Here is a 19490-nt window from a genome sequence, read left to right as displayed (position 1 = left end):
CGCAAGGTAACAAATTTCATCGGGACCGACCTATACTAGGCGGCTCTTGCAGGAACCGTGCGCGCCGGCGTGCGGTCTCTGCAGGGTTTCAATGCAACACCGTACACGCCGCATTCGCGGCTGTCGGCAGCCTGGATACTTCTTCCGTGAAAAACCTGAAAATCGGCGCCCGCCTCGGCCTGGGCTTTGCCATTGTTCTCGCACTCCTGCTCGTCATGAGCGCCACCTCGCTCACCCGCATGCAATCGGCGGGCGACCTCACCTACCGCCTGGTCAACACCAGCGTCAAGAACCAGCGCAGCGTCGCCGAATGGCGCCGCAACATCGAAGTCAACAGCGCGATCAACGACACCGTGTACCACGCCGCCGACGCCGGCGTGCTGGAAGTGATGGCGCCCAAGCGGCGCGCGATCACCGAGCGCTCCAACGCGCTGCAGAAGGAAATCGACGCTTCGCTCAAGAACGAAGCGGTGCGCGCCCAGTTCAAGGTGGTCAAGGAAGAACGCCTGGCCTACATGGCCGCGCGCGACGCCCTGTTCGAAGCGCGCCGCGACAACGACCGCGCACGCATGGACGACATCTACCGCAACCGCCTGCTGCCGAGCACCACGTCCTACCTCGACACCATGGCCAGATTCGCCGACATGCAGATCGCGGCCTCGGACGTGATCGCCCAGACCATCCTCGACTCGTACGGCAGCACCCGCATCATCCTGTTCGCGCTGGGCGCCTGCGCGCTGCTGTTCGGCGCCGCCTGCGCCTGGTTCATCACGCGCTCGATCACCGCGCCGCTGGGCCAGGCGGTGCGCGTCGCCGAGCGCGTCGCCGACGGCGACCTGACCAGCCGCATCGATGCCGACCGGCGCGACGAAGTCGGCCAGCTGATGGCCGCGCTGGGCCGCATGAACGCCGGCCTGGCCAGCATCGTCGGCCAGGTGCGCGACGGCACCCAGGCCATCGCCCAGGCCTCGGGCGAGATCGCCAGCGGCAACCAGGACTTGTCCGCCCGCACCGAACAGCAGGCCGGCTCGCTCGAAGAGACCGCGGCCTCGATGGAAGAACTGACTTCCACCGTGCGCCAGAACAGCGAACACGCCCAGCGCGCCAACGGGCTGGCCGCTGATGCCGCAGCCATCGCGGTCGACGGCGGCGCCATCGTCGACGGCGTGATCAAGACCATGGGCGCGATCGACGCCTCGTCGCAGCGCATCGTCGACATCATCGGGGTGATCGACGGCATCGCCTTCCAGACCAATATCCTGGCGCTCAACGCAGCGGTGGAAGCGGCGCGCGCCGGCGAACAGGGACGCGGCTTCGCGGTCGTCGCCAGCGAAGTGCGCAGCCTGGCCCAGCGCTCGGCCACCGCGGCCAAGGAAATCAAGTCGCTGATCGACGCCTCCAGCGCCCAGGTGGCGGCCGGCACGCGCCAGGTCGACCAGGCCGGCGCCACCATGCGCCAGATCGTCGACAGCGTGCAGCAGGTGACGCTGATCATCGGCGAGATCGCCGCCGCCAGCCAGGAGCAAGGCGCCGGCATCGAGCAGGTCAATACCGCCGTGGTCGAAATGGACCGCGTCACGCAGCAGAACGCGGCGCTGGTCGAGGAAGCCGCCGCCGCGGCCGCCGCGATGCGCGAACAGGCGGCGCAGCTGGCCGGCCTGGTGGGCACCTTCAAGACCACGTCCGCAGTCCACGGCGGCGCAGCGCATGCGCGCCCGGGTGGACAGCTGGCGGCGCTGCCTGCGTAATACTGCGTAGCCGATCGTGACCTGGCTCATGCAAGACGGCCCGCCGGGCGCGCCTACATATTGACGAGCCCGCCGCTTTTGACAAGGACGCGTTGCAAACGCGTCCTTTTTTGTTCGTTAACTCATCGAAGGACTATTTCCGGTAGTAATCACCTGCTAGACTGTCGGGCTTTGCATCCCGCTGCGCAACGTAGATTGCCAACAAGAATATAAGCGTGGATGTGTTTCTCATGACGAGAAACTGATAGTCATATAACAGGGAGCAGTTCTCATGAAAGCAATGCAGGTCCGCCCAGCCCAGAAGCTGCTGGTCGCGGCCATCTCGGGTATCGTCTGCAGCATCGCCCAGGCGCAAATCGTGACTCCGGCGCCGGTCGTTGCGAACGCCAACACCAACGAAGTGCCGGAAGTCGTCGTCACCGCCCAGCGCACCGCCGCGCTGGCCTCGCGCACCCCGGTCGCGATGAGCGTCGTCAGCGGCGAGCAGCTGCGCGACATCGGCGCCGACAGCCCCGCCACCCTCGGTCCGCGCCTGCCGAACGTGCACTTCGACCAGGCCTTCTCGGGCCTGCGCGTCACCATCCGCGGCATCAGCAACAACGACACCACCGACAAGGGCGACCCGTCGGCCGCCTTCATGCAGGACGGCGTGTACATCTCGCGTCCGGCCGGCCAGTCGGCCAACTTCCTCGACGTCGACCGCATCGAAGTGCTGCGCGGCCCGCAGGGCACGCTGTACGGCCGCAACACCACCGCCGGCCTGGTCAACGTGATCAGCAACGCCCCGACCGACGTGCTGGAAGGCGCGGCCGGCTTCGAGCTCGGCACCTACAGCAACCGCAAGGTCGACGGCATGATCAACGTGCCGGTCAACGACGCGCTGTCGCTGCGCGCCGCCGTCAGCGGGCGCAAGCAGGACCCGTTCCTGAACAACAACCAGGGCACCCCGCACCGTGCCGGCATGGACCGCGACGAGCGCGACGCGCGCCTGAGCGCCAGGTGGAAGATCAATCCCGACGCCACCCTGGTGGTGCGTTACGATCACAGCATCACCGAAGGCAACAACGACCGCTTCGTCCCCGACACCAACTTCTACACCGGCGTGGCCCAGGGCGCGCCGGTCTGGAAAGGCGGCAGCACCGACGAGCGCCTGACCAACAGCTTCCGTCCGTTCAACATGACCCCGGTGCAGGGCTGGAACGACCGTCGCATCCGCGGCCTCACGACCGACCTGAGCTGGAACCTGGGCCCGGCCACCGTCTACTACATCGGCTCGCACCGCGAGATCGACCAGCAGATCCTGCAGAACTACTACTACCGCGTGACCCCGGCCGTGGCGCTGGGCGTGAACAACCACTACGACGGCCACAACGAACAGGATTCGCACGAGCTGCGCATTGCCACCAACGGCAGCGGTCCGCTCAGCGCCCAGGGCGGCCTGTACTACTTCAGCGAAGAATCCGACACCTCGTACTTCTTCACCGGCCTGCAGCCGGTCGGCCTGCCACCGGTGTACGCCTTCCCGCTGGTGACGGAGGCGCAGAGCAAGGCCATCTTCGGCCAGCTGACCTGGCGCGTGCAGGACGGCCTGCGTTTGACGGCCGGCGCACGCCGCACCGAAGACGACAAGAGCCGCCTCGGTTCGACCAACTTCCAGCAGGGGCCGACCTTCAACCCGGCCACCGACCGCGCGCAACTGAACACGGCCAGCCTGAACCACCGCGAGACCACCTGGCGCCTGGGCGCGGAATATGACGTGGCCCCGGGCGCGCTGCTGTACGGCAGCCTGTCGACCGGCTACAAGGCGGGCGGCTTCAACGACGGCTGCCTGGCAGGCAGCACCGGCGCCGGCCTCACCTGCCCGGCGGCGATCGCCGTCACCGAAAGCGCGCTGTATTACCAGCCGGAGCAGCTGCGCGCCTGGGAAGCGGGCCTCAAGAGCCGTCTGCTGGGTGGCCGCGCCACCTTCAACGCCGCCGCCTTCTACTACGACTACACCAACCTGCAGTTGTCGGGCAACGCGATCGTCTCGGGCGCGCCGCGCATCCTGACCCGCAACGCCGGCCAGGCCCGTTCGCGCGGCATCGAGCTCGACGGTGAAGTGCGCGTCGGCAGCAACGGCCGCCTGAGCTACAGCGCGACCCTGCTCGACGCCGAGTACGTGCAGTACAGCCCGAACGGCAGCGTGTCGTGGGCCGGCCGCTCGCTCGACCGCGCGCCGAAGCACGTCTACATGCTCGGCTACGACCACCGCTTCGCCGTGCTCGGCGGCCAGCTCAACGCCGGCGTGTTCGCCCGTCGCAGCGCCGACTACGTGATCGCCGTGCCGAGCCAGCTGCTCGAGTACCGCATCCCGTCCTACACCAGTACGGACGCCACCCTGCGCTACGCGCCGGATGGCGCCAGCTGGAGCGTGCTGGCGCGCGTGCGCAACATCGAGGACAAGGTGCGTCCGTCGATCATCGACAGCTTCGGCATGACCACGCCGACCGCGCCGCGCACCGCCGACCTGCGCCTGGACGTGCGTTTCTAAGTATCGGTGCAACGAGACCGGCCGCTTTCGCGGCCGGACTCGGACTTCCCCTGCAAGCATGGCTGTAACCATCTCTCTCAACCGGGCACGGAACCAGGAGACTGCATGAACCGCGAAGACCACCAGCTGCTGTCACCCACCATGCGCGCCGACGCGCCGGCCGACGATACCGTCGCCCGCATGCTCGAAGGCGCCGACGGCCCACATGAACTGAGCGAACGCATCGCCGCCATCAACCGCGAGATCGTGCGCTGGGAATCGAACGGCATGCTCGCCGCCTGGCAGCCCCTGCCCGACTCCAATCTCGATCCGCGCGCGGTCGCCGCGCTGAAGGACTACCTGACGCGCTGCCAGGCGCTGCCCGAGTGGGCCGACCCGGTGAAAATCGCGCGCGCCGAAGCGCTGTTCATGGACATGAGCATGCTGTCGTGCACCCTGCTGTTTTGCGCCAGCCTGCCCGAATGCTACGTGCTGCCCGACCTGTCGGCGGTGCTGCACGCGGCCGGCCAGCTCGAAGCCCACACCGACTACCGCGTGCGCTCGACCGCGGCCATGATCTTTCCCGTGATGATGAAGGGCGGATTGACGACGCCCGACGGCGCCGGCGTGGCCCAGACCCTCAAGGTGCGCCTGATCCATGCCACCATCCGCCACCTGATCCTGCGCGGCCATCCAGGCGACGCGCTGGGCGCGGCCCCAATTGAATCGATGAACCCGGCCGGCGGCGGCATCTACCACCAGCTGTACGCGCACGGCTGGGACACGGCGCGCAACGGCCTGCCGTGCAACCAGGAAGAGCTGGCGTACACGCTGCTCACCTTTAACTACGTATTCCTGCGCGGCCTGCGCAGCCTCGGCCTGGGGCTGGAGCGCGCCGACGAGGAAGCCTACCTGCACGCCTGGAACGTGATGGCCCACGTGCTGGGCGTCGAGCGCGGCTTGATGTCGTGGACGATGGAAGACGCCGGGCGCGACTTCGCGGCCATGCAAGCGCGCGGCCGCCTGCTGGTGCGCCAGCCCGACCCGCGCCCGGCGCTGGCCGCGGCGCTGATCAAGGCGATCGAAAACGAAATCCCGGTAGCGTTCCTGAAACCGTTCCCGACACTGCTCACGCGCCTGTTGTGCGGCAAGGACGCGACCGAAGACCTGGGCTTGACCGCGCGCCTGCCGCTGGCCTCGCGCCTGCTGTTTACCGGTGGTCTTGGCGCAGTGCGCGCGATCGATTGGACCGTGCGCCGCGTGGTGCCGGGCTTCTCGATCACGCGCATGTGCACCCGCGTGCTGGGCTACCGCCTGGTGACGCGCTTCCTGATGGACGAGACCCGTCCGCTGCGCCTGCCGCCGGCGCTGCTGGAGCAAGTCTCCGACGCCACCGACAGCTGGCGCCACGACCCGCAGGCGCCGCGCTGGGTCAACCGGCTGGAAGCACGCCTGAACGCCGGCGCGGACGCCGCTGCTTCCGGTACCGCCACCACGCGCTGAATGATATGACCGCCACTTCGCACTCGTCCGCACTCCCGCGCATGCTGCGCGCGCTTGCCCTGTTCTTCCTGCTGCTGACGCTGGGCGCTTCGGCAGCGCGCGCCGCGCCGCTGGAACTGACGCGCGCCGACACCAGCCTCGACGCCTGGCCGGCGGTGTCGCTGCTATACGATACCGAATCCAGGTTCGATGCGGCGACCGCGCTGGCGGCGCAGGAACGCTTCGGCGCGCCAACCCTTGCCTCCGGCGTGATCGGCATGCGCAAGGAACCGACCTGGATGCGCATTCCACTGCGCGTCGCGCCCGATGCGCCGTCGACCTGGGTGGCCGTGGTCGACTACCCGCTGCTGGACTGGGTCGACTTCTACCTGGCAGAAGCGAACCAGCCCGAGTCGCTGCGCAAGATCGCCGACGCCGGCCGCCGCCAGAACGAAGACGGCGCGCTCAAGGGCCGGGTGCCGGAAATCGTCCTGAACCTGGAGCCGGGGCGCGAGTATGTGCTGCTGGTGCGCATCGCCTCGCGCGGCCCGCAGATGGCACCGGTGCGCATCATGCAGCCGGTCGCCTTCCACCAATCTGCGCTCGGCGAGCAGATGCTACAGGGGATGATGGTCGGCCTGGCACTATGCCTGTTCATCTACAGCCTGGCCCAGTTCATCACGTTGCGCCAGACCCTGTACGGCAAGTACGCCATGTTCGTCGGCGGCCTTGGCGTCTACGCGGCCTGCTGGTTCGGTTTAACCGAACAGTTCCTGTGGCGCAGTAATAATGCACTTAGCGACTGGCTCAGCTCCCACGTCACCGGCATCGCCTCGCTGATCGCCGGCGCCGGCGGCTACCTGTTCGTGCAACACGTGCTGGCCCGTCCCGGCAAGGACCGTAAGTTTTCGCTCCTGATGCGCACCATGGCGGCGCTGTGCCTGATCGTCTGCGTGCTGTGGATCTTCGACCTTGTCCCGCCTGCCGTGCTGGTGCTGTTCGTGACCACCGCCGGCTCGATGCCGATGATGTTCGGCCTGCCCGGCGCGGTACGCCTGATGCGCGCCGGCCAGGCGATGGGTTACTACTTCCTGTTCAGCTGGGTGCTCAGCTCCACCACCACGGTGGTGCAGATCCTGGTGGCAGCCGGCAAGCTGCCGTCGAACTTCCTGACCATGCACGCAATGCAGTTCGGGATCGCCATCGACATGCTGCTGTTCATGCGCATCCTCGGCCTGCGCACCAAGGACATGCAGACCGCACTGCTGCGCGCCGAAGCCGAAGCACGCATGAAGTCCGAATTCCTGGCCAATATGAGCCACGAGATCCGCACTCCCATGAACGCCATCCTCGGCATGAGCCGTCTGGCCCTGATGAGCGACCCGGCGCCGAAGCTGCGCAACTATCTCGGCAAGATCCTTGGCGCCGGCGAACACCTGCTGGCCCTGATCAACGACATCCTCGACCACTCACGCATCGAAGCAGGAAAATTGAATATCGAATCCGTACCGTTCGAACTGGACGACATGCTCGAACACCTCTCGACCCTGACCGGGGTGAAGACCGACGCCAAGGGCATCGAGCTGATCTTCCGGGTCGGCCCCGGCGTGCCGCAGCGCCTGGTGGGCGATCCGCTGCGCCTGGGCCAGGTCTTGATCAACCTGACCGGCAACGCCGTCAAGTTCACCGAGCGCGGCGAGATCGTGGTCTCGGTCGAGGCGCGCGCCAGCGAGCCAGGTAAAGTCACGCTGGCGTTCTCGGTCAGCGACACCGGCATCGGCATGACCCAGGAACAGCTGGCACGCCTGTTCCAGCCGTTCAGCCAGGCCGACACCTCGACCACCCGCAAGTACGGTGGCACCGGCCTCGGACTGTCGATCTCGCGCCAGCTGGTCGAACTGATGCGCGGCACCATCTCGGCCCAGAGCACGCCGCACCAGGGCAGCTGCTTCACCTTCACCGTGCCGCTCGGCGTGGCCGACGGCCAGCTGGCCGCCAACGCCGTGCGCCAGGCCATGCTGCAGGGCGTGCGCGCGCTGGTGGTCGACGACAGCGCCAGTGCGCGCGCCGCGCTGGCCGAGATGCTGGCCACGCTGGGCGTGAAAGCCGACACCGTGGCCTCGGGCGAAGAATGCCTGAAGGCGCTGGCGCGGGCCCAGGAACTCGACCAGCCGTACCAGATCGTGCTGATGGACTACCTGATGCCGGGCATGGACGGGGTCGAGACCATCCGCAACATCAACAAGTGCGTGCGCGACGCCGCGCCGCCGGCGATCCTGATGGTGTCGGCCGTGAACCGCGACGCGGTGCTGGAAAGCGAGGGCGACCTGCCGGTGGACGCCTTCCTGCACAAGCCGATCGGCCCGGCGCTGCTGTACCACAGCATGCTGCAGGTGCTGCATCCGCAGCTGGGCGCGGTCGAGAGCCTGGGCACGCCGCTGGCCGGCATGATGGCCATGCCCGACCTGCCGCGCCTGGACGGCGCGCGCATCCTGCTGGCCGAAGACAATGCCAACAACCGTGAAGTGGCGCTCGACTTCATGGCCGCCGCGCGCATGCAGGTCGACGTCGCCTTCAACGGCGTCGAGGCGCTGCGCATGGCGAAAGATGGCGACTACGACCTGGTGCTGATGGACATCCAGATGCCCGAGATGGACGGCTTGAGCGCGGCGCGCGAGATTCTTGCCATCCCGCGCCTGGCCAGGCTGCCGGTCGTGGCCATGACCGCGCACGCGATGGCCAGCGACCGCGCCCTGAGCCGCATGGCCGGCATGGTCGACCACGTGACCAAGCCGATCGACCCCGACCTGCTGTTCTGCACCCTGCTCAAGTGGATCGATCCGGCGCGCCTGCACGGGCGTGCCGTGCCCGCGCGTGCCCAGGCCGAGACGCCGGCGGTGCCGCAGCCGGTCGGGGCGCTGCCGGCGGTGCCGGGCATCGACTGGCGCCTGGCGCTGCAGAACGTCGATGGCCAGCGCAGCCGCCTGGAAAAGCGCGCCGGCAGCTTCGTGCGCGAATACGGCTCCGCGCCGCGCATCCTGCGCGAAGCGCTCGGCAGCGGCGACCATGGCCGCCTGCAGTCGCTGGCGCACAACCTGAAGTCGAGCGCGGCCTATGTCGGCGCCTTCGAACTGTCCGGCGCCGCCAACCGCCTGGAGCAGGACCTGCGCGCCGGCCTGTACGACCGGGTCGGGGTGCAGGTGCCGTCGCTGGTGACGGCGGCCGAAGCGGTGCTGGCCGGCCTGGCCGACCTGGCCGCCGCCGCGCTGCCGCGCTCTCCCGGCCAGGAGGCGCTGGCCCCGCTGGCCGCGCCGCTGGTGGCGCGCCTGGAAGGCTTCCTGCGCGATGACGACGCGCGCGCCGAGGACGCGCTGGACGACCTGGCGGCGCTGCTGGCCGGCAGCGCATTCGAGGACGGCCTGGCGCCGGTCCGGCGCGCGGTGGACGAGATCGAGTACGGGGCGGCGCTGGCGCCGCTGGCGGCGCTGGCCGCCGCCCTCGGCCTGCACGCAGCGCCGGCGCCGACGCCGCACGTCACGAAAGACGCGGCGTGAACGTGGTCGAGTTCCAGAAGGTGCTGGTGGCCGACGACGACGCCGTCAACCGCGAAGTCCTGGGCGACCTGCTCAAGCCCGAATACACGGTGCTGCTGGCGCGTAACGGCGCCCAGACCCTGGAGCGCGCCGCGCGCCACCTGCCCGACCTGATCCTGCTCGACGTCCTGATGCCGGACATGGACGGCCACGAGGTGCTGCGCCGCCTGCGCGACGACCCGCAGACCGAACACATCTCGGTGATCTTCATCTCGGGCCTGAACCGGCCCGAGGACGAGGCCAACGGCCTCAAGATGGGCGCCTCGGACTACATCATCAAGCCGTTCAACCCGACCGTCGTGATGGCGCGGGTGGCGCTGCACCTGCAGGTGCTGCGCCAGAGACGGATGCTGGAGCGCCTGGCCAACATCGACGGCCTGACCGAGCTGGCCAACCGGCGCCGCTTCGACGAGATGTACGCGCTCGAATGGCAACGCGCGCGCCGCAGCGGCCGGCCATTGTCGCTGGCCCTGCTCGACATCGACGCCTTCAAGCAGTACAACGACCGCTACGGCCACCCGGCCGGCGACCGCGCGCTGCGCTCGGTGGCGCGCGTGGCCGGCGCCGCGATGCGCCGTCCGGCCGACCTGGCGGCGCGCTACGGCGGCGAGGAACTGGTGCTGCTGATGCCGGAAACCGAAGCCGCCGACGCCCGGCGCGTGATCGCCCAGCTGGTCGACACCGTAGCCGGTTTGGCGATTGCGCATGAAGCCTCGAACGTGGCGCCGGTGCTGACGGTGAGCGTCGGCGGCGCCACCCTGCATGGCGACAGCGGCGAACAGCAATCCGAGTTGTTCGAAGCCGCCGACGCCGAGTTGTACCGCGCCAAGCAGGCCGGCCGCAACCGTATCGCATGGCGCGAGCGCGTCACGCTGCAAACCTGAAAATTCGGCACCGAGGGCATGCCACAGCCGGCTCCGACCTGCTAGACTGATGAGATGAGCGTGCAGCGCGCAGCCGCCCCCGGGGTCCAACCCGCGGCCGGCTGCGGTGAACGGGCACGCACCGCCGTTCAATCCCGTCAAGAGGATCACGACCATGTCGTCTTCGCCGCTCGATTCCCCCCCTGCGCCGCGTCCATCCCGTCCACCGCGCATTGCGCGCATCGCGCGTTCCACGCCGGGCGTGCGGCCGGCGCGCCTGGCGCGCTTCGCCATCCTGGCCGGCGTGGCGCCGGCCCTGCTGGTGCCGCTCCTGCTTGAGCGGCGAGGCTGGCTGTCCTCCACGCGTGCCGTCGCTTCGAACTGCGCCGCGCGCCCGGCGCTGCGGCATGTGGCGGCGCCGCTGCTGCCGTACGGCGTCCTGATGGTGCATGAAGCCACCCAGGGCGTGCCGGTCGAGACCCGCGCCATCGCCCTGTTCGCGACGGGCATCCCGCTGTTCTGCGCCGGCTGCGGCCTGGCGCGCTGGCATGGCGAACGCGCCGCCGCGCCGCGCGGGGAGCCGGCATGACGGTTGGCAGTCTGTTTTACCGGTTGCGGTCCTGGTGGGCGCGCTTGCCCGGGCTGTTATTGTTGTCGATATTGTGCGGCGCCTCGCCATGGTCGGCGGCGCAGGAGCCGCTGGTGCTGGGCAAGGATGTCCAGCAGGTCGATGCCTGGCGCTTCATCACCATCCTGCGCGATCCCGGGCGCACGCTCGACGCCCAGGCAGCGCTGAAGCAGCAGGCCCGCTTCGCGCGTCCGGACACGGCCACCGCCACCCTCGGCATGCAGCCGGGGACGACCTGGGTCCGGATCCCCGTCTCGGTCCCGGCTGACGCCCCGAACGCCTGGGTGATGCAGGTCGACTTCGCCCTGCTCGACGAACTCGACGTCCACATCGCCCATCCCGACGGCTTGCAGCGGGTGGCGACGGCCGGGCGCATGCAGGCGCAGACCGGCGACGCGCTCAAGGGCCGGGTGCCGACCGTGGTGCTGCGCATGGCGCCGGGTCAGGACTACACCGTGCTGCTGCGCGTGAGCGCGGTCGGCCCCAAGATCCTGCCGCTGTCGTTCATGCAGGTCGACGAAGTGCTGCCCGATTCGCTCGGCGAGCAGATGCTGCAGGGCGTGATCCTGGGCCTGGGCATCTGCCTGTTCCTGTACAGCGTCGGCCAGTGGCTGACCTTGCGCGAACCGCTGTTCGGCAAGTACGCGATCCTGGTCGGCGGCGTGACCGTGTATTCGGCCTGCTGGTTCGGCATCGCCGGCCAGTTCCTGTGGCCCGGCAACGCCTGGTTCCTGGAGCACGGCGCCGGCATCTCGTCGATCATGGCCTCGTGCGGCGCCTACCTGTTCGTCGAACAGTCGCTGGCGCGCCCCGGCGTGGACCGCATCTTCAGTCGCCTGATGCGCGGCTTCTCGGTCGCCTGCCTGGTGACCGCGGTCGGTTTCGGCGCCGGCGTCATCAGCCACCGCTACCTGGTGGCGATCGTCGGCACGCTCGGCATCATGCCGATGCTGCTCGGCCTTCCCGGCGCGTTCCGGCGCGCCCGCGCCGGCGACGCCATCGGCACCTGGTTCCTGGTCGGCTGGGCGGTGAGCTTTTCCAGCTCGCTGATCACGGCGCAGGTGATCAACGGCCGCCTGCCGGCCAACTTCTGGACCATGCACGCGCTCGAATTCGGCGCCACCTTCGACATGCTGGTGTTCATGCGCATCCTCGGCCTGCGCACCCAGGCGATGCAGACCGCGATGCTGCGCGCCGAAGCCGGCGCGCGCATGAAGTCCGAATTCCTGGCGAACATGAGCCACGAGATCCGCACCCCGATGAACGCCATCATCGGCATGAGCCGCCTGGCCCTGATGAGCGACCCGGCGCCGCGCCTGCGCAACTACCTCGGCAAGATCCTGGGCGCGAGCGAACACCTGATGGGCATCATCAACGGCATCCTCGATTTTTCCAGGATCGAGGCAGGCAAGCTGGCGCTGGAAAAGGTGGCGTTCGACCTGGACGAGATGCTCGAACACCTGTCGACCCTGACCGGGGTGAAGACCGACGCCAAGGGCATCGAACTGATCTTCCGGGTCGGGCCCGGCGTGCCGACGCGCCTGGTCGGCGACCCGCTGCGCCTGGGCCAGGTCTTGATCAACCTGACCGGCAACGCCGTCAAGTTCACCGAGCGCGGCGAGATCGTGGTCGCGGTGGAAGCGGTCAAGGTCGAAGGCCGCTCCGCTGCCGACCCGGTGCTGCTGGCGTTTTCGGTCAGCGACACCGGCATCGGCATGACCGCCGAGCAGCTGCCGCGGCTGTTCCAGTCGTTCAGCCAGGCCGACAGCTCGACCACCCGCAAGTATGGCGGCACCGGCCTCGGCCTGTCGATCTCGCGCCAGCTGGTGGAGCTGATGGGGGGAACGATCGCGGTAGAGAGCAGCCCGGGCGCCGGCACCACCTTTACCTTCACCGTCCCGCTGGGCGTGGCCGAAGGCCATGAGACGTCCGCGGCCGCCAGCGCCGCCAACGCAACCCGCCTGGCGCTCTTGACCGACGTGCGCGCGCTGGTGGTCGACGACAGCGCCACCGCGCGCACCGCCCTGGTCGAGATGCTGACTTCGTTCGGCGTGCAGGCCGACGCCGTGGCTTCGGGCGAGGAATGCCTGGCCGCGCTGGCGCGCGCCCGGGACGCCGGCCAGCCGTACCAGATCGTGCTGATGGATTACCTGATGCCGGGGATGGACGGGATGGCGACCATCCGCCGCATCCACCAGTGCGCGCACGACGCCGCGCCGCCGTCGATCCTGATGGTCTCGAGCCTGACCCGCGAGACGGTGCTCGACGAACAGGGCAAGCTGCCGGTGGATGCCTTCCTGCACAAGCCGGTCGGCCCGGCGCTCTTGTATCACAGCCTGTTGCAGGTGCTGCATCCGCAACTGGGCGCGGCCGACGGATCCGCCGCCGGCACCCTGGCGCGCAGCAGCACCATGGCCGACATCCCGCGCCTGGACGGCGCGCGCATCCTGCTGGCCGAGGACAACGACAACAACCGCGAAGTGGCGCTCGACTTCATGGCCGCCGCGCGCATGCAGGTGGACGTTGCCTTCAACGGCGTCGAGGCGCTGCGCATGGCCAGGGAAGGCGACTATGACCTGGTGCTGATGGACATCCAGATGCCCGAGATGGACGGCCTCACCGCCACGCGCGAGATCCGCGCCGCCGCCAGAGACGCACGCCTGGCGAAACTGCCGATCGTGGCCATGACCGCGCACGCGATGGCCAGCGACCGCGCGCTGAGCCGCATGGCCGGCATGAACGACCACGTGGCCAAGCCGATCGACCCCGACCTGCTGCTCTGCACCCTGCTCAAGTGGATCGATCCGGCGCGCCTGGAGGGACGCGCCGTGCCGCCGCGGCTACAGGGGGCACGCGCGCCGGCGGCGCCGGAAGCGGCCGGCGCGCTGCCGGCGGCGCCCGGCATCGACTGGCGCCTGGCGCTGGAACACGTGGATGGCCAGCGCAGTCGCCTGGAAAAGCGCGCCGGCAGCTTCGTGCGCGAGTACGCCGGCGCGCCGCGCATCCTGCGCGAAGCGCTGGGCGCGGGCGACCACGCGCGCTTGCAGGCGCTGGCGCACAACCTCAAGTCGAGCGCGGCGTATGTCGGCGCGTTCGAACTGTCGGGCGCCGCCAGCCGCCTGGAACAGGACCTGCGCGCCGGCATGCCGGACCGGGTCGGGGTGCAGGTGCCGGCCCTGTTGAGCGCACTCGAGACGGCGCTTTCCGGCCTGGCGCGCATGGCGGCCACCGCCCTGCCGCGCGCGGCCCCCGAAGAAGCGGTGGCGGCGGTCATGGCGCGCCTGCTTGACTACCTGCGCGCCGACGATGCGCGCGCCGAAGACGCCTTGTCCGAACTCGAGACGCTGCTGGCCGGCACCGCCCATGCCCCGGCGCTGGAATCCGTGCGGCGCGCCATCGACCAGATCGAGTATGCTGCGGCGCTGGCGCCGCTCGATGCGCTGGCGGCCGGTCTGGCTGCAGGGGCGGCGACGCCGCCGGCCGGCCAGGCCGACACCGATACCGCACGCTTGCGCAGCCTTGAAGGAAGCACATGAACGCAGTAGAGACGCAAAAAGTCCTGGTGGCGGATGACGACGCCATCAACCGCGAAGTGCTGGGCGACCTGCTCAAACCCGAATACACCGTCCTGCTGGCCCGCAACGGCGCCCAGACCCTGGAACGGGCCGCGCGCCACCTGCCCGACCTGATCCTGCTCGACGTGATGATGCCCGACATGGACGGCTACGAGGTGCTGCGGCGCCTGCGCGCCGATCCGCAGACGGCGCACATCTCGGTGATCTTCATCTCGGGCCTGGACCGGCCCGAGGACGAAGCCAGCGGCCTGAAAATGGGCGCCTCGGACTACATCACCAAACCATTCAATGCGACGGTGGTGATGGCGCGCGTGGCGCTGCACCTGCAGGTGGTGCGCCAGCGCAGGATGCTCGAAAGGCTCGCGAACATCGACGGCCTGACCGAACTGGCCAACCGGCGCCGCTTCGACGAGATCTTCGCCATCGAGTGGCAGCGCGCGCGGCGCAACCACACGCCGCTGTCGCTGGCGGTGCTCGACATCGACGCCTTCAAGCAGTACAACGACCGCTACGGCCACCCGGCCGGCGACCGCGCGCTGCGCTCGGTGGCGCGCGTGGCCTACGGCGCCATGCGCCGCCCGACCGACCTGGCGGCGCGCTACGGCGGCGAAGAGCTGGTGCTGCTGATGCCGGATACCGACGCGGCCAATGCGGCCACGGTGATGGAAGAACTGCGCGCCGCGGTGGTCAACCTGCAGATCGCGCACGAGGCCTCGCCCGTGGCGCCGATGCTCAGCGCCAGCATCGGCGGCGCGACCCTGGTGCCGGACGGCGCCGAGCTGCAGTACGAGCTGTTCGAAGCGGCCGACGCCGCCCTGTACCGGGCCAAGCAGGCCGGGCGCAACCGGGTGGTGTGGCGCGGGGCCGACTAGACGTTCACGTTCAACCGCGGCAGGCCAGCCCGAACCTGGTGGCGACGCAGCCGCGCCGCACGCACTGGCTGGCGTGATAGCCGGCGGCGCGGCACTGGCGCAGGGTTTCTTCTTGCGACAGCGCCGGCGCGGCGGCCGCAGCAGCGTTGGTCCCGGCCGGCGGCTTGTCGCGCGCGGCGGTCTTGCGCGCATCGGCCCTGGCAGGTGTGGGCTTGCGCACTTCGGCCTTGCGCACGTCTTGCTTAACCGGCTTCGGCTTGCGCTCGGCTTCCTTGCGCGCTACCGGCTTGGTCGGCTTTTCAGCGACCACGCGCGGCGTTTCGGCCTTCGCTTTGGGCGCCGGCGCGGCAGCCCTGGCGGCGGCTGCCGCTGCGACCACCGGCGCGGCCTTCACCGCCCTATCGACGAACTCCTCTTCCCCGCTCTCTTCCTGCGCTTGCGCGCTGTCCTGCAGACGCACATCGAGGCGGCGCGAATCGTTCATCTCCGGCGCCGGCTCGGGCGTCGACGGCCCCGGCCTGGCCAGCACCAGCGGCGGCACGGGCTCAGGCGCCGGCGGCACATAGGGAACGATCTCGGGCGCGGGAGCGGATTCGCCGGCCATCAGCGCCAGCGCATCGGCGACCTGGCGGTCGCGGTAGGCCCAGGCGCCGGCGCCGGCGACGGCCAGCGCCAGCAATGCCACGGCGCCCCAGCCCAGCACCTTGCGGCCGTTGCGTTCGAACCAGGACGGCTGCGTTGGCGTGAAGCGCAATGCCACATCGTGGGCGGGACTGGCGAAGGACGGCACGAAGAGCGGCGCGGCCTGGGCCGGGGGTATGGGTTCGGGTTCACGCGCCGCCACCGGCGGGGGCTCGGGTACGACCGGTTCGGTTGCCACCAGCGGATCGGGCGCCGAGACTACCCCGGCTTCGCGTGCACGCCACACCGGCGGCGGACTGGCGCGGCGCGCGCGCCAGACCTTGGGACCTGGCGCCGGGGCCGCGGGAGCGGCCGGTGGCGCGGGCGCAGGAGCGCTCACCGCCTGCTCGGGCGGCGCGGCGGGCCTGGTAACGGGTGGCGGGACGGCCGGCTGTGAGCGGCTATCCCCGAAATCTTCCAGCAACTGGTTCTTCATGTGCGCGGGCCTGGCATCGGACAGGGCGATTGTAGCCGGGATTGACGCCACAGCGCGGGTTGCCGGACACACTGCGCGGCGCCGGACGTTGCGTCCGCGCCGCGTCGAACTCCGCATTTGCTGCAGACTTTACATCAAGCCTTGCGCGATTTGAAGGTCGCCACGCGGTACAGGTACCAGCCGACCAGGCCGATCAGCACGGCCTTCGATACCGGGTCGACGTAGTCGGCCACGCGCTCGTACTGGCTTTCCAGCAGGTAGCCGGCGCCGGTCAGGATGCCGGTCCAGAGCAGCGAACCGACCGTCGAATACAGCAGGAACTGCGCCAGCGGCATCTTGGCCAGGCCGGCCGGCACCGAGATCAGCGTGCGGATCGCGGGGATCAGGCGCCCCAGCAGCACGACCTTCTTGCCATGCTTCTCGAACGCGTCCATCGCATGCTCGATGTCGCCGTGGGTCACGGTCAGCCAGCGCGCATGTTTGTCGGCCAGCTTTTCCAGGCGCTCCTTGCCGTACACCTTGCCGGCGTAATACCAGGGCAAGGCGCCGGCCACGGAGCCGGCGGTGCCGGCCACCAGCACGCCCGCCACGCTCAGGTCGCCGCGCGCGGCGACGAAGCCGGCGAACGGCATGATCAGTTCCGAAGGAATCGGCGGGAAGATGTTTTCCAGCGCCATCAGGGCGAACACACCGAAATAGCCGCTGTTTTGCATGAACTCGGTAATGAAATCGAACACGGCAGAAGCTCCGTCATGGGTGGTTGACAGCCTCTACGATACCAATTTTGTCGAAATTTCATTGTTTTCTCCGGGTAACGTGTTCAGCCGCCCCTTTCGCACGCACTTTTGCAGATTGCCGCAGCGCCAGGCGTGCGGCGCGAGGCCGATCGTCTCGTGGAAGGTGCGCGTGAAATGCGACTGGTCGCAAAAGCCATGGGCATGCGCGATCGCCGTCAGCGGCGCGTCCGAGGCCAGCATCGCGGCGCAGGCCGCGGCCAGGCGGCGCCGGATCACGTACACGCGCGGCGGCACCCCGACGCTGTGCTTGAAGGCGCGCGTGAAGTGGCTCACGCTCAGGCCGACCGTGGCGGCCAGGCTGGCGGTGCGCAGGGTCGCGTCCAGGTTGGCGTCGATGTAGTCGGTGACCTGCTTGACCTGCCATCCGGGCAGCCCGCCAGGGCGCACGGGAGCGAAAAAAATCGGGTTCAGGGGCGCGATGTGCACGGGGCTCTCCATGGTGGCGAACGGGATCGTTCAGGCCACGATGGTGCAGCGCGGGACGCGCCCCGCCCAGACCGGATCAGGGCGGCCTCCACCCCCACGAAAGTGTGGGTTGAGGCATTGGCTGGCGGGCTCGTGCTAACATGGGCCTTGATCAGTTTGCCCTTGCAGCCACCGTTCGCATGAAACACCGCCTCTTCCTGTTCGACCTCGACGACACCCTGCTTGATTTCCGCGCCTCCGAACGGCTCTCGTTCACGCGCACCATCGAAGCGCTCGGCCTCGATGGCGCCGCGCTCAATCCCGACGCCCTGTTCGCCGACTACCAGACCATCAACCTGGCCCTGTGGAAGGCGTTCGAGCTGGGCACCGTGACCAAGGATTTCCTGAAGGTGGAGCGCTTTCGCAAGGCGTTCGAGCAGCACGGCATCGAGCGCGACCCGCAGGCGGCGAGCGCGCTGTACCTCGACGCCCTGGCCGACACCGTGGTGCTGATCGACGGCGCCGTCGAGCTGTGCGCGGCGCTGGCCGCACGCGGCGAGGTCGGCATCGTCACCAACGGCGTGCACCAGATCCAGAGCCGGCGCATCGCCAGTTCGGGGCTGGACCGGTGCGTGTCGTTCGTCGCCACCTCCGAAGCCTGCGGCTTCGCCAAGCCCGACGTGCGCTTCTTCGAGTATGCGACCGGCATGGCGCAGCGTTTCGTGCGCGACGAAACGGTGATCGTGGGCGACCGCCTGGACGCCGACATCCTCGGCGCCAACCGCTTCGGCATCGAGAGCTGCTGGTTCAATCCGGGCCGGGCGGAGAACAACTCGCACGCGGTGCCTGACTGCGAAGCGGCCAGCCTGCAGGAAGTGATTCCGGCGCTGCAGGGGCTGGTCGCGGCCTGAGCCCGGGTTCGGCGCGGCCAAACCACGGTTGGCGCCGTCGAATCGCGGCTTCGTCGCAACGGATCCCGTCGCTGCCGTGATGACGGCATAGTGGAGGCACCTCAACCACCACCGTCCTCCGGGAGCCGACCATGCTGCAGATCCTCGCCCACACCCCTGCCTACGTCTGGGCCATCCTCTCAGCCATGATCGTGCTCGGCGTGCTCGCCATGCGCGAGCGCGAAATGGCCGTGCGCCGCCTGCTCATCCTGCCGCTGGCGATGCTGGCGCTGTCGCTGAACGATATCTCGAACAAATTCGGGTTCGGCATGCTGTCGCTGGGCGCGTGGACGGCGGGCTGCATGGTCACTGCCGTGCTGATGGCGCGCCATGCCCGTGCGCGCGTCGCTCCTTCCGCGACACCGGGACGGGTGCGGGTCGGCGGCAGCACCGCGCCGCTGGCGCTCATGTTGGCGGTGTTCTGCACCAAGTATGCGTCGGCGGTGATGCTCGCGCTGCACCCGCAACTGGCGGGCGCCATGCAGGCGATCGTCGCCGTGTGCGCCGTATCCGGGGCATTCAACGGCCTCCTGCTCGGCCGCATGGTGCGCGACCTGGCCGACTGCCGCATGGTTGGCCAGCCGGCCAGCAGCGCACGCCTCGCCGCCTGATTCCGGTCGCGACGACGCTATACGTCGGGCGCGCCACCACCAGCGCTCTGCAACCAGTCGCGGCCACGCCCATCCAGCGCGGCCGCAATCACGTCTTCAGGCAGGCTGTAGACCGTGGCCCAGGTGGCGCGGCCGTCAACGGCATTCGACGGAAAACTGCTGGTCTCGATCGGCCAGTGGTATTTGCGCTTCAGCGCGCGCACGATGGCGGCCAGGGTGACGCGGCCGCGCAGTGGTTCGGCGCCAGCCTGCTCGGCATTCGAGAGCAGGACGGCGAGGACGGCGCCGCGCGCGGTGCGCGGCCCGGGGAAGATCGGTGACTTTTTCGGCATGCGCC

Annotated in this window: 14 protein-coding genes; 10 read left to right on the top strand and 4 right to left on the bottom strand. The window is 69.2% G+C overall.

Annotation, left to right across the window (positions count from 1 at the left end):
• Positions 1-146 precede the first annotated feature (146 nt).
• From QPK27_RS20975 to QPK27_RS20940, 8 genes are all read left to right on the top strand, one after another.
• Positions 147-1748, top strand: coding sequence for a methyl-accepting chemotaxis protein (locus tag QPK27_RS20975; RefSeq protein ID WP_290420124.1), 1602 nt, complete (start codon positions 147-149; stop codon positions 1746-1748).
• 271 nt (positions 1749-2019) lie between these two features.
• On the top strand, positions 2020-4281 hold the full coding sequence (locus QPK27_RS20970) for a TonB-dependent receptor (RefSeq protein WP_290420123.1): 2262 nt from the start codon (positions 2020-2022) through the stop codon (positions 4279-4281).
• A 105-nt stretch (positions 4282-4386) separates the two neighbouring features.
• Positions 4387-5763: an oxygenase MpaB family protein gene (locus QPK27_RS20965; RefSeq protein ID WP_290420122.1), complete on the top strand. Its 1377-nt coding sequence runs from the start codon at positions 4387-4389 to the stop codon at positions 5761-5763.
• Between the two features lie 5 nt (positions 5764-5768).
• Positions 5769-9296: a hybrid sensor histidine kinase/response regulator gene (locus QPK27_RS20960; protein WP_290420121.1), complete on the top strand. Its 3528-nt coding sequence runs from the start codon at positions 5769-5771 to the stop codon at positions 9294-9296.
• A complete protein-coding gene (locus QPK27_RS20955) occupies positions 9293-10219 on the top strand; it encodes a diguanylate cyclase (RefSeq protein WP_290420120.1) in 927 nt (308 codons plus the stop codon). Before QPK27_RS20960 ends, QPK27_RS20955 begins: the two co-directional genes overlap by 4 nt.
• 154 nt (positions 10220-10373) lie before the next feature.
• Positions 10374-10787: a hypothetical protein gene (locus tag QPK27_RS20950; protein ID WP_290420119.1), complete on the top strand. Its 414-nt coding sequence runs from the start codon at positions 10374-10376 to the stop codon at positions 10785-10787.
• 113 nt (positions 10788-10900) lie between these two features.
• Positions 10901-14362, top strand: a complete 3462-nt coding sequence (locus QPK27_RS20945; RefSeq protein WP_290420118.1) for a hybrid sensor histidine kinase/response regulator — start codon at positions 10901-10903, stop codon at positions 14360-14362.
• Positions 14359-15273, top strand: coding sequence for a diguanylate cyclase (locus QPK27_RS20940; protein ID WP_290420117.1), 915 nt, complete (start codon positions 14359-14361; stop codon positions 15271-15273). The genes QPK27_RS20945 and QPK27_RS20940 overlap by 4 nt, the downstream gene beginning before the upstream one ends.
• A 10-nt stretch (positions 15274-15283) precedes the next feature.
• Here QPK27_RS20940 and QPK27_RS20935 read toward each other — a convergent pair whose 3' ends face one another.
• From QPK27_RS20935 to QPK27_RS20925, 3 genes are all read right to left on the bottom strand, one after another.
• On the bottom strand, positions 15284-16390 hold the full coding sequence (locus tag QPK27_RS20935; RefSeq protein WP_290420116.1) for a hypothetical protein: 1107 nt from the start codon (positions 16388-16390) through the stop codon (positions 15284-15286).
• Positions 16391-16524: 134 nt separating this feature from the next.
• Positions 16525-17127 (bottom strand): DedA family protein, encoded by a 603-nt coding sequence (locus QPK27_RS20930; RefSeq protein WP_290420115.1) that lies wholly within the window; start codon positions 17125-17127, stop codon positions 16525-16527.
• Positions 17128-17160: 33 nt separating this feature from the next.
• Positions 17161-17613, bottom strand: a complete 453-nt coding sequence (locus QPK27_RS20925) for an AraC family transcriptional regulator (protein WP_290420114.1) — start codon at positions 17611-17613, stop codon at positions 17161-17163.
• Between the two features lie 179 nt (positions 17614-17792).
• Between QPK27_RS20925 and QPK27_RS20920 the strand changes: the two genes are divergently transcribed.
• Together QPK27_RS20920 and QPK27_RS20915 are read left to right on the top strand one after the other, a co-directional pair.
• On the top strand, positions 17793-18503 hold the full coding sequence (locus QPK27_RS20920) for a YjjG family noncanonical pyrimidine nucleotidase (RefSeq protein ID WP_290420113.1): 711 nt from the start codon (positions 17793-17795) through the stop codon (positions 18501-18503).
• A gap of 131 nt (positions 18504-18634) precedes the next feature.
• Positions 18635-19153: a DUF6622 family protein gene (locus QPK27_RS20915; RefSeq protein WP_290420112.1), complete on the top strand. Its 519-nt coding sequence runs from the start codon at positions 18635-18637 to the stop codon at positions 19151-19153.
• 17 nt (positions 19154-19170) lie between these two features.
• Here the strand turns inward: QPK27_RS20915 and QPK27_RS20910 are convergent, their stop codons facing one another.
• A complete protein-coding gene (locus QPK27_RS20910) occupies positions 19171-19485 on the bottom strand; it encodes a hypothetical protein (RefSeq protein WP_290420111.1) in 315 nt (104 codons plus the stop codon).
• Positions 19486-19490 lie beyond the last annotated feature (5 nt).

Origin of the sequence: Massilia sp. YIM B02443, assembly GCF_030411955.1 — a bacterium.
Taxonomy (GTDB): domain Bacteria; phylum Pseudomonadota; class Gammaproteobacteria; order Burkholderiales; family Burkholderiaceae_D; genus Telluria.
This window is presented reverse-complemented; position numbering and strand designations above follow the sequence as displayed.

Bases quoted from the DNA above. Each gene is read 5' to 3' on its own strand.
- QPK27_RS20970 (WP_290420123.1), top strand. From the start codon at position 2,020: ATGAAAGCAATGCAGGTCCGCCCAGCCCAGAAGCTGCTGGTCGCGGCC.
- QPK27_RS20960 (WP_290420121.1), top strand. From the start codon at position 5,769: ATGACCGCCACTTCGCACTCGTCCGCACTCCCGCGCATGCTGCGCGCG.
- QPK27_RS20910 (WP_290420111.1), bottom strand. From the start codon at position 19,485: ATGCCGAAAAAGTCACCGATCTTCCCCGGGCCGCGCACCGCGCGCGGC.
- QPK27_RS20935 (WP_290420116.1), bottom strand. From the start codon at position 16,390: ATGAAGAACCAGTTGCTGGAAGATTTCGGGGATAGCCGCTCACAGCCG.
- QPK27_RS20920 (WP_290420113.1), top strand. From the start codon at position 17,793: ATGAAACACCGCCTCTTCCTGTTCGACCTCGACGACACCCTGCTTGAT.
- QPK27_RS20915 (WP_290420112.1), top strand. From the start codon at position 18,635: ATGCTGCAGATCCTCGCCCACACCCCTGCCTACGTCTGGGCCATCCTC.
- QPK27_RS20965 (WP_290420122.1), top strand. From the start codon at position 4,387: ATGAACCGCGAAGACCACCAGCTGCTGTCACCCACCATGCGCGCCGAC.
- QPK27_RS20950 (WP_290420119.1), top strand. From the start codon at position 10,374: ATGTCGTCTTCGCCGCTCGATTCCCCCCCTGCGCCGCGTCCATCCCGT.
- QPK27_RS20940 (WP_290420117.1), top strand. From the start codon at position 14,359: ATGAACGCAGTAGAGACGCAAAAAGTCCTGGTGGCGGATGACGACGCC.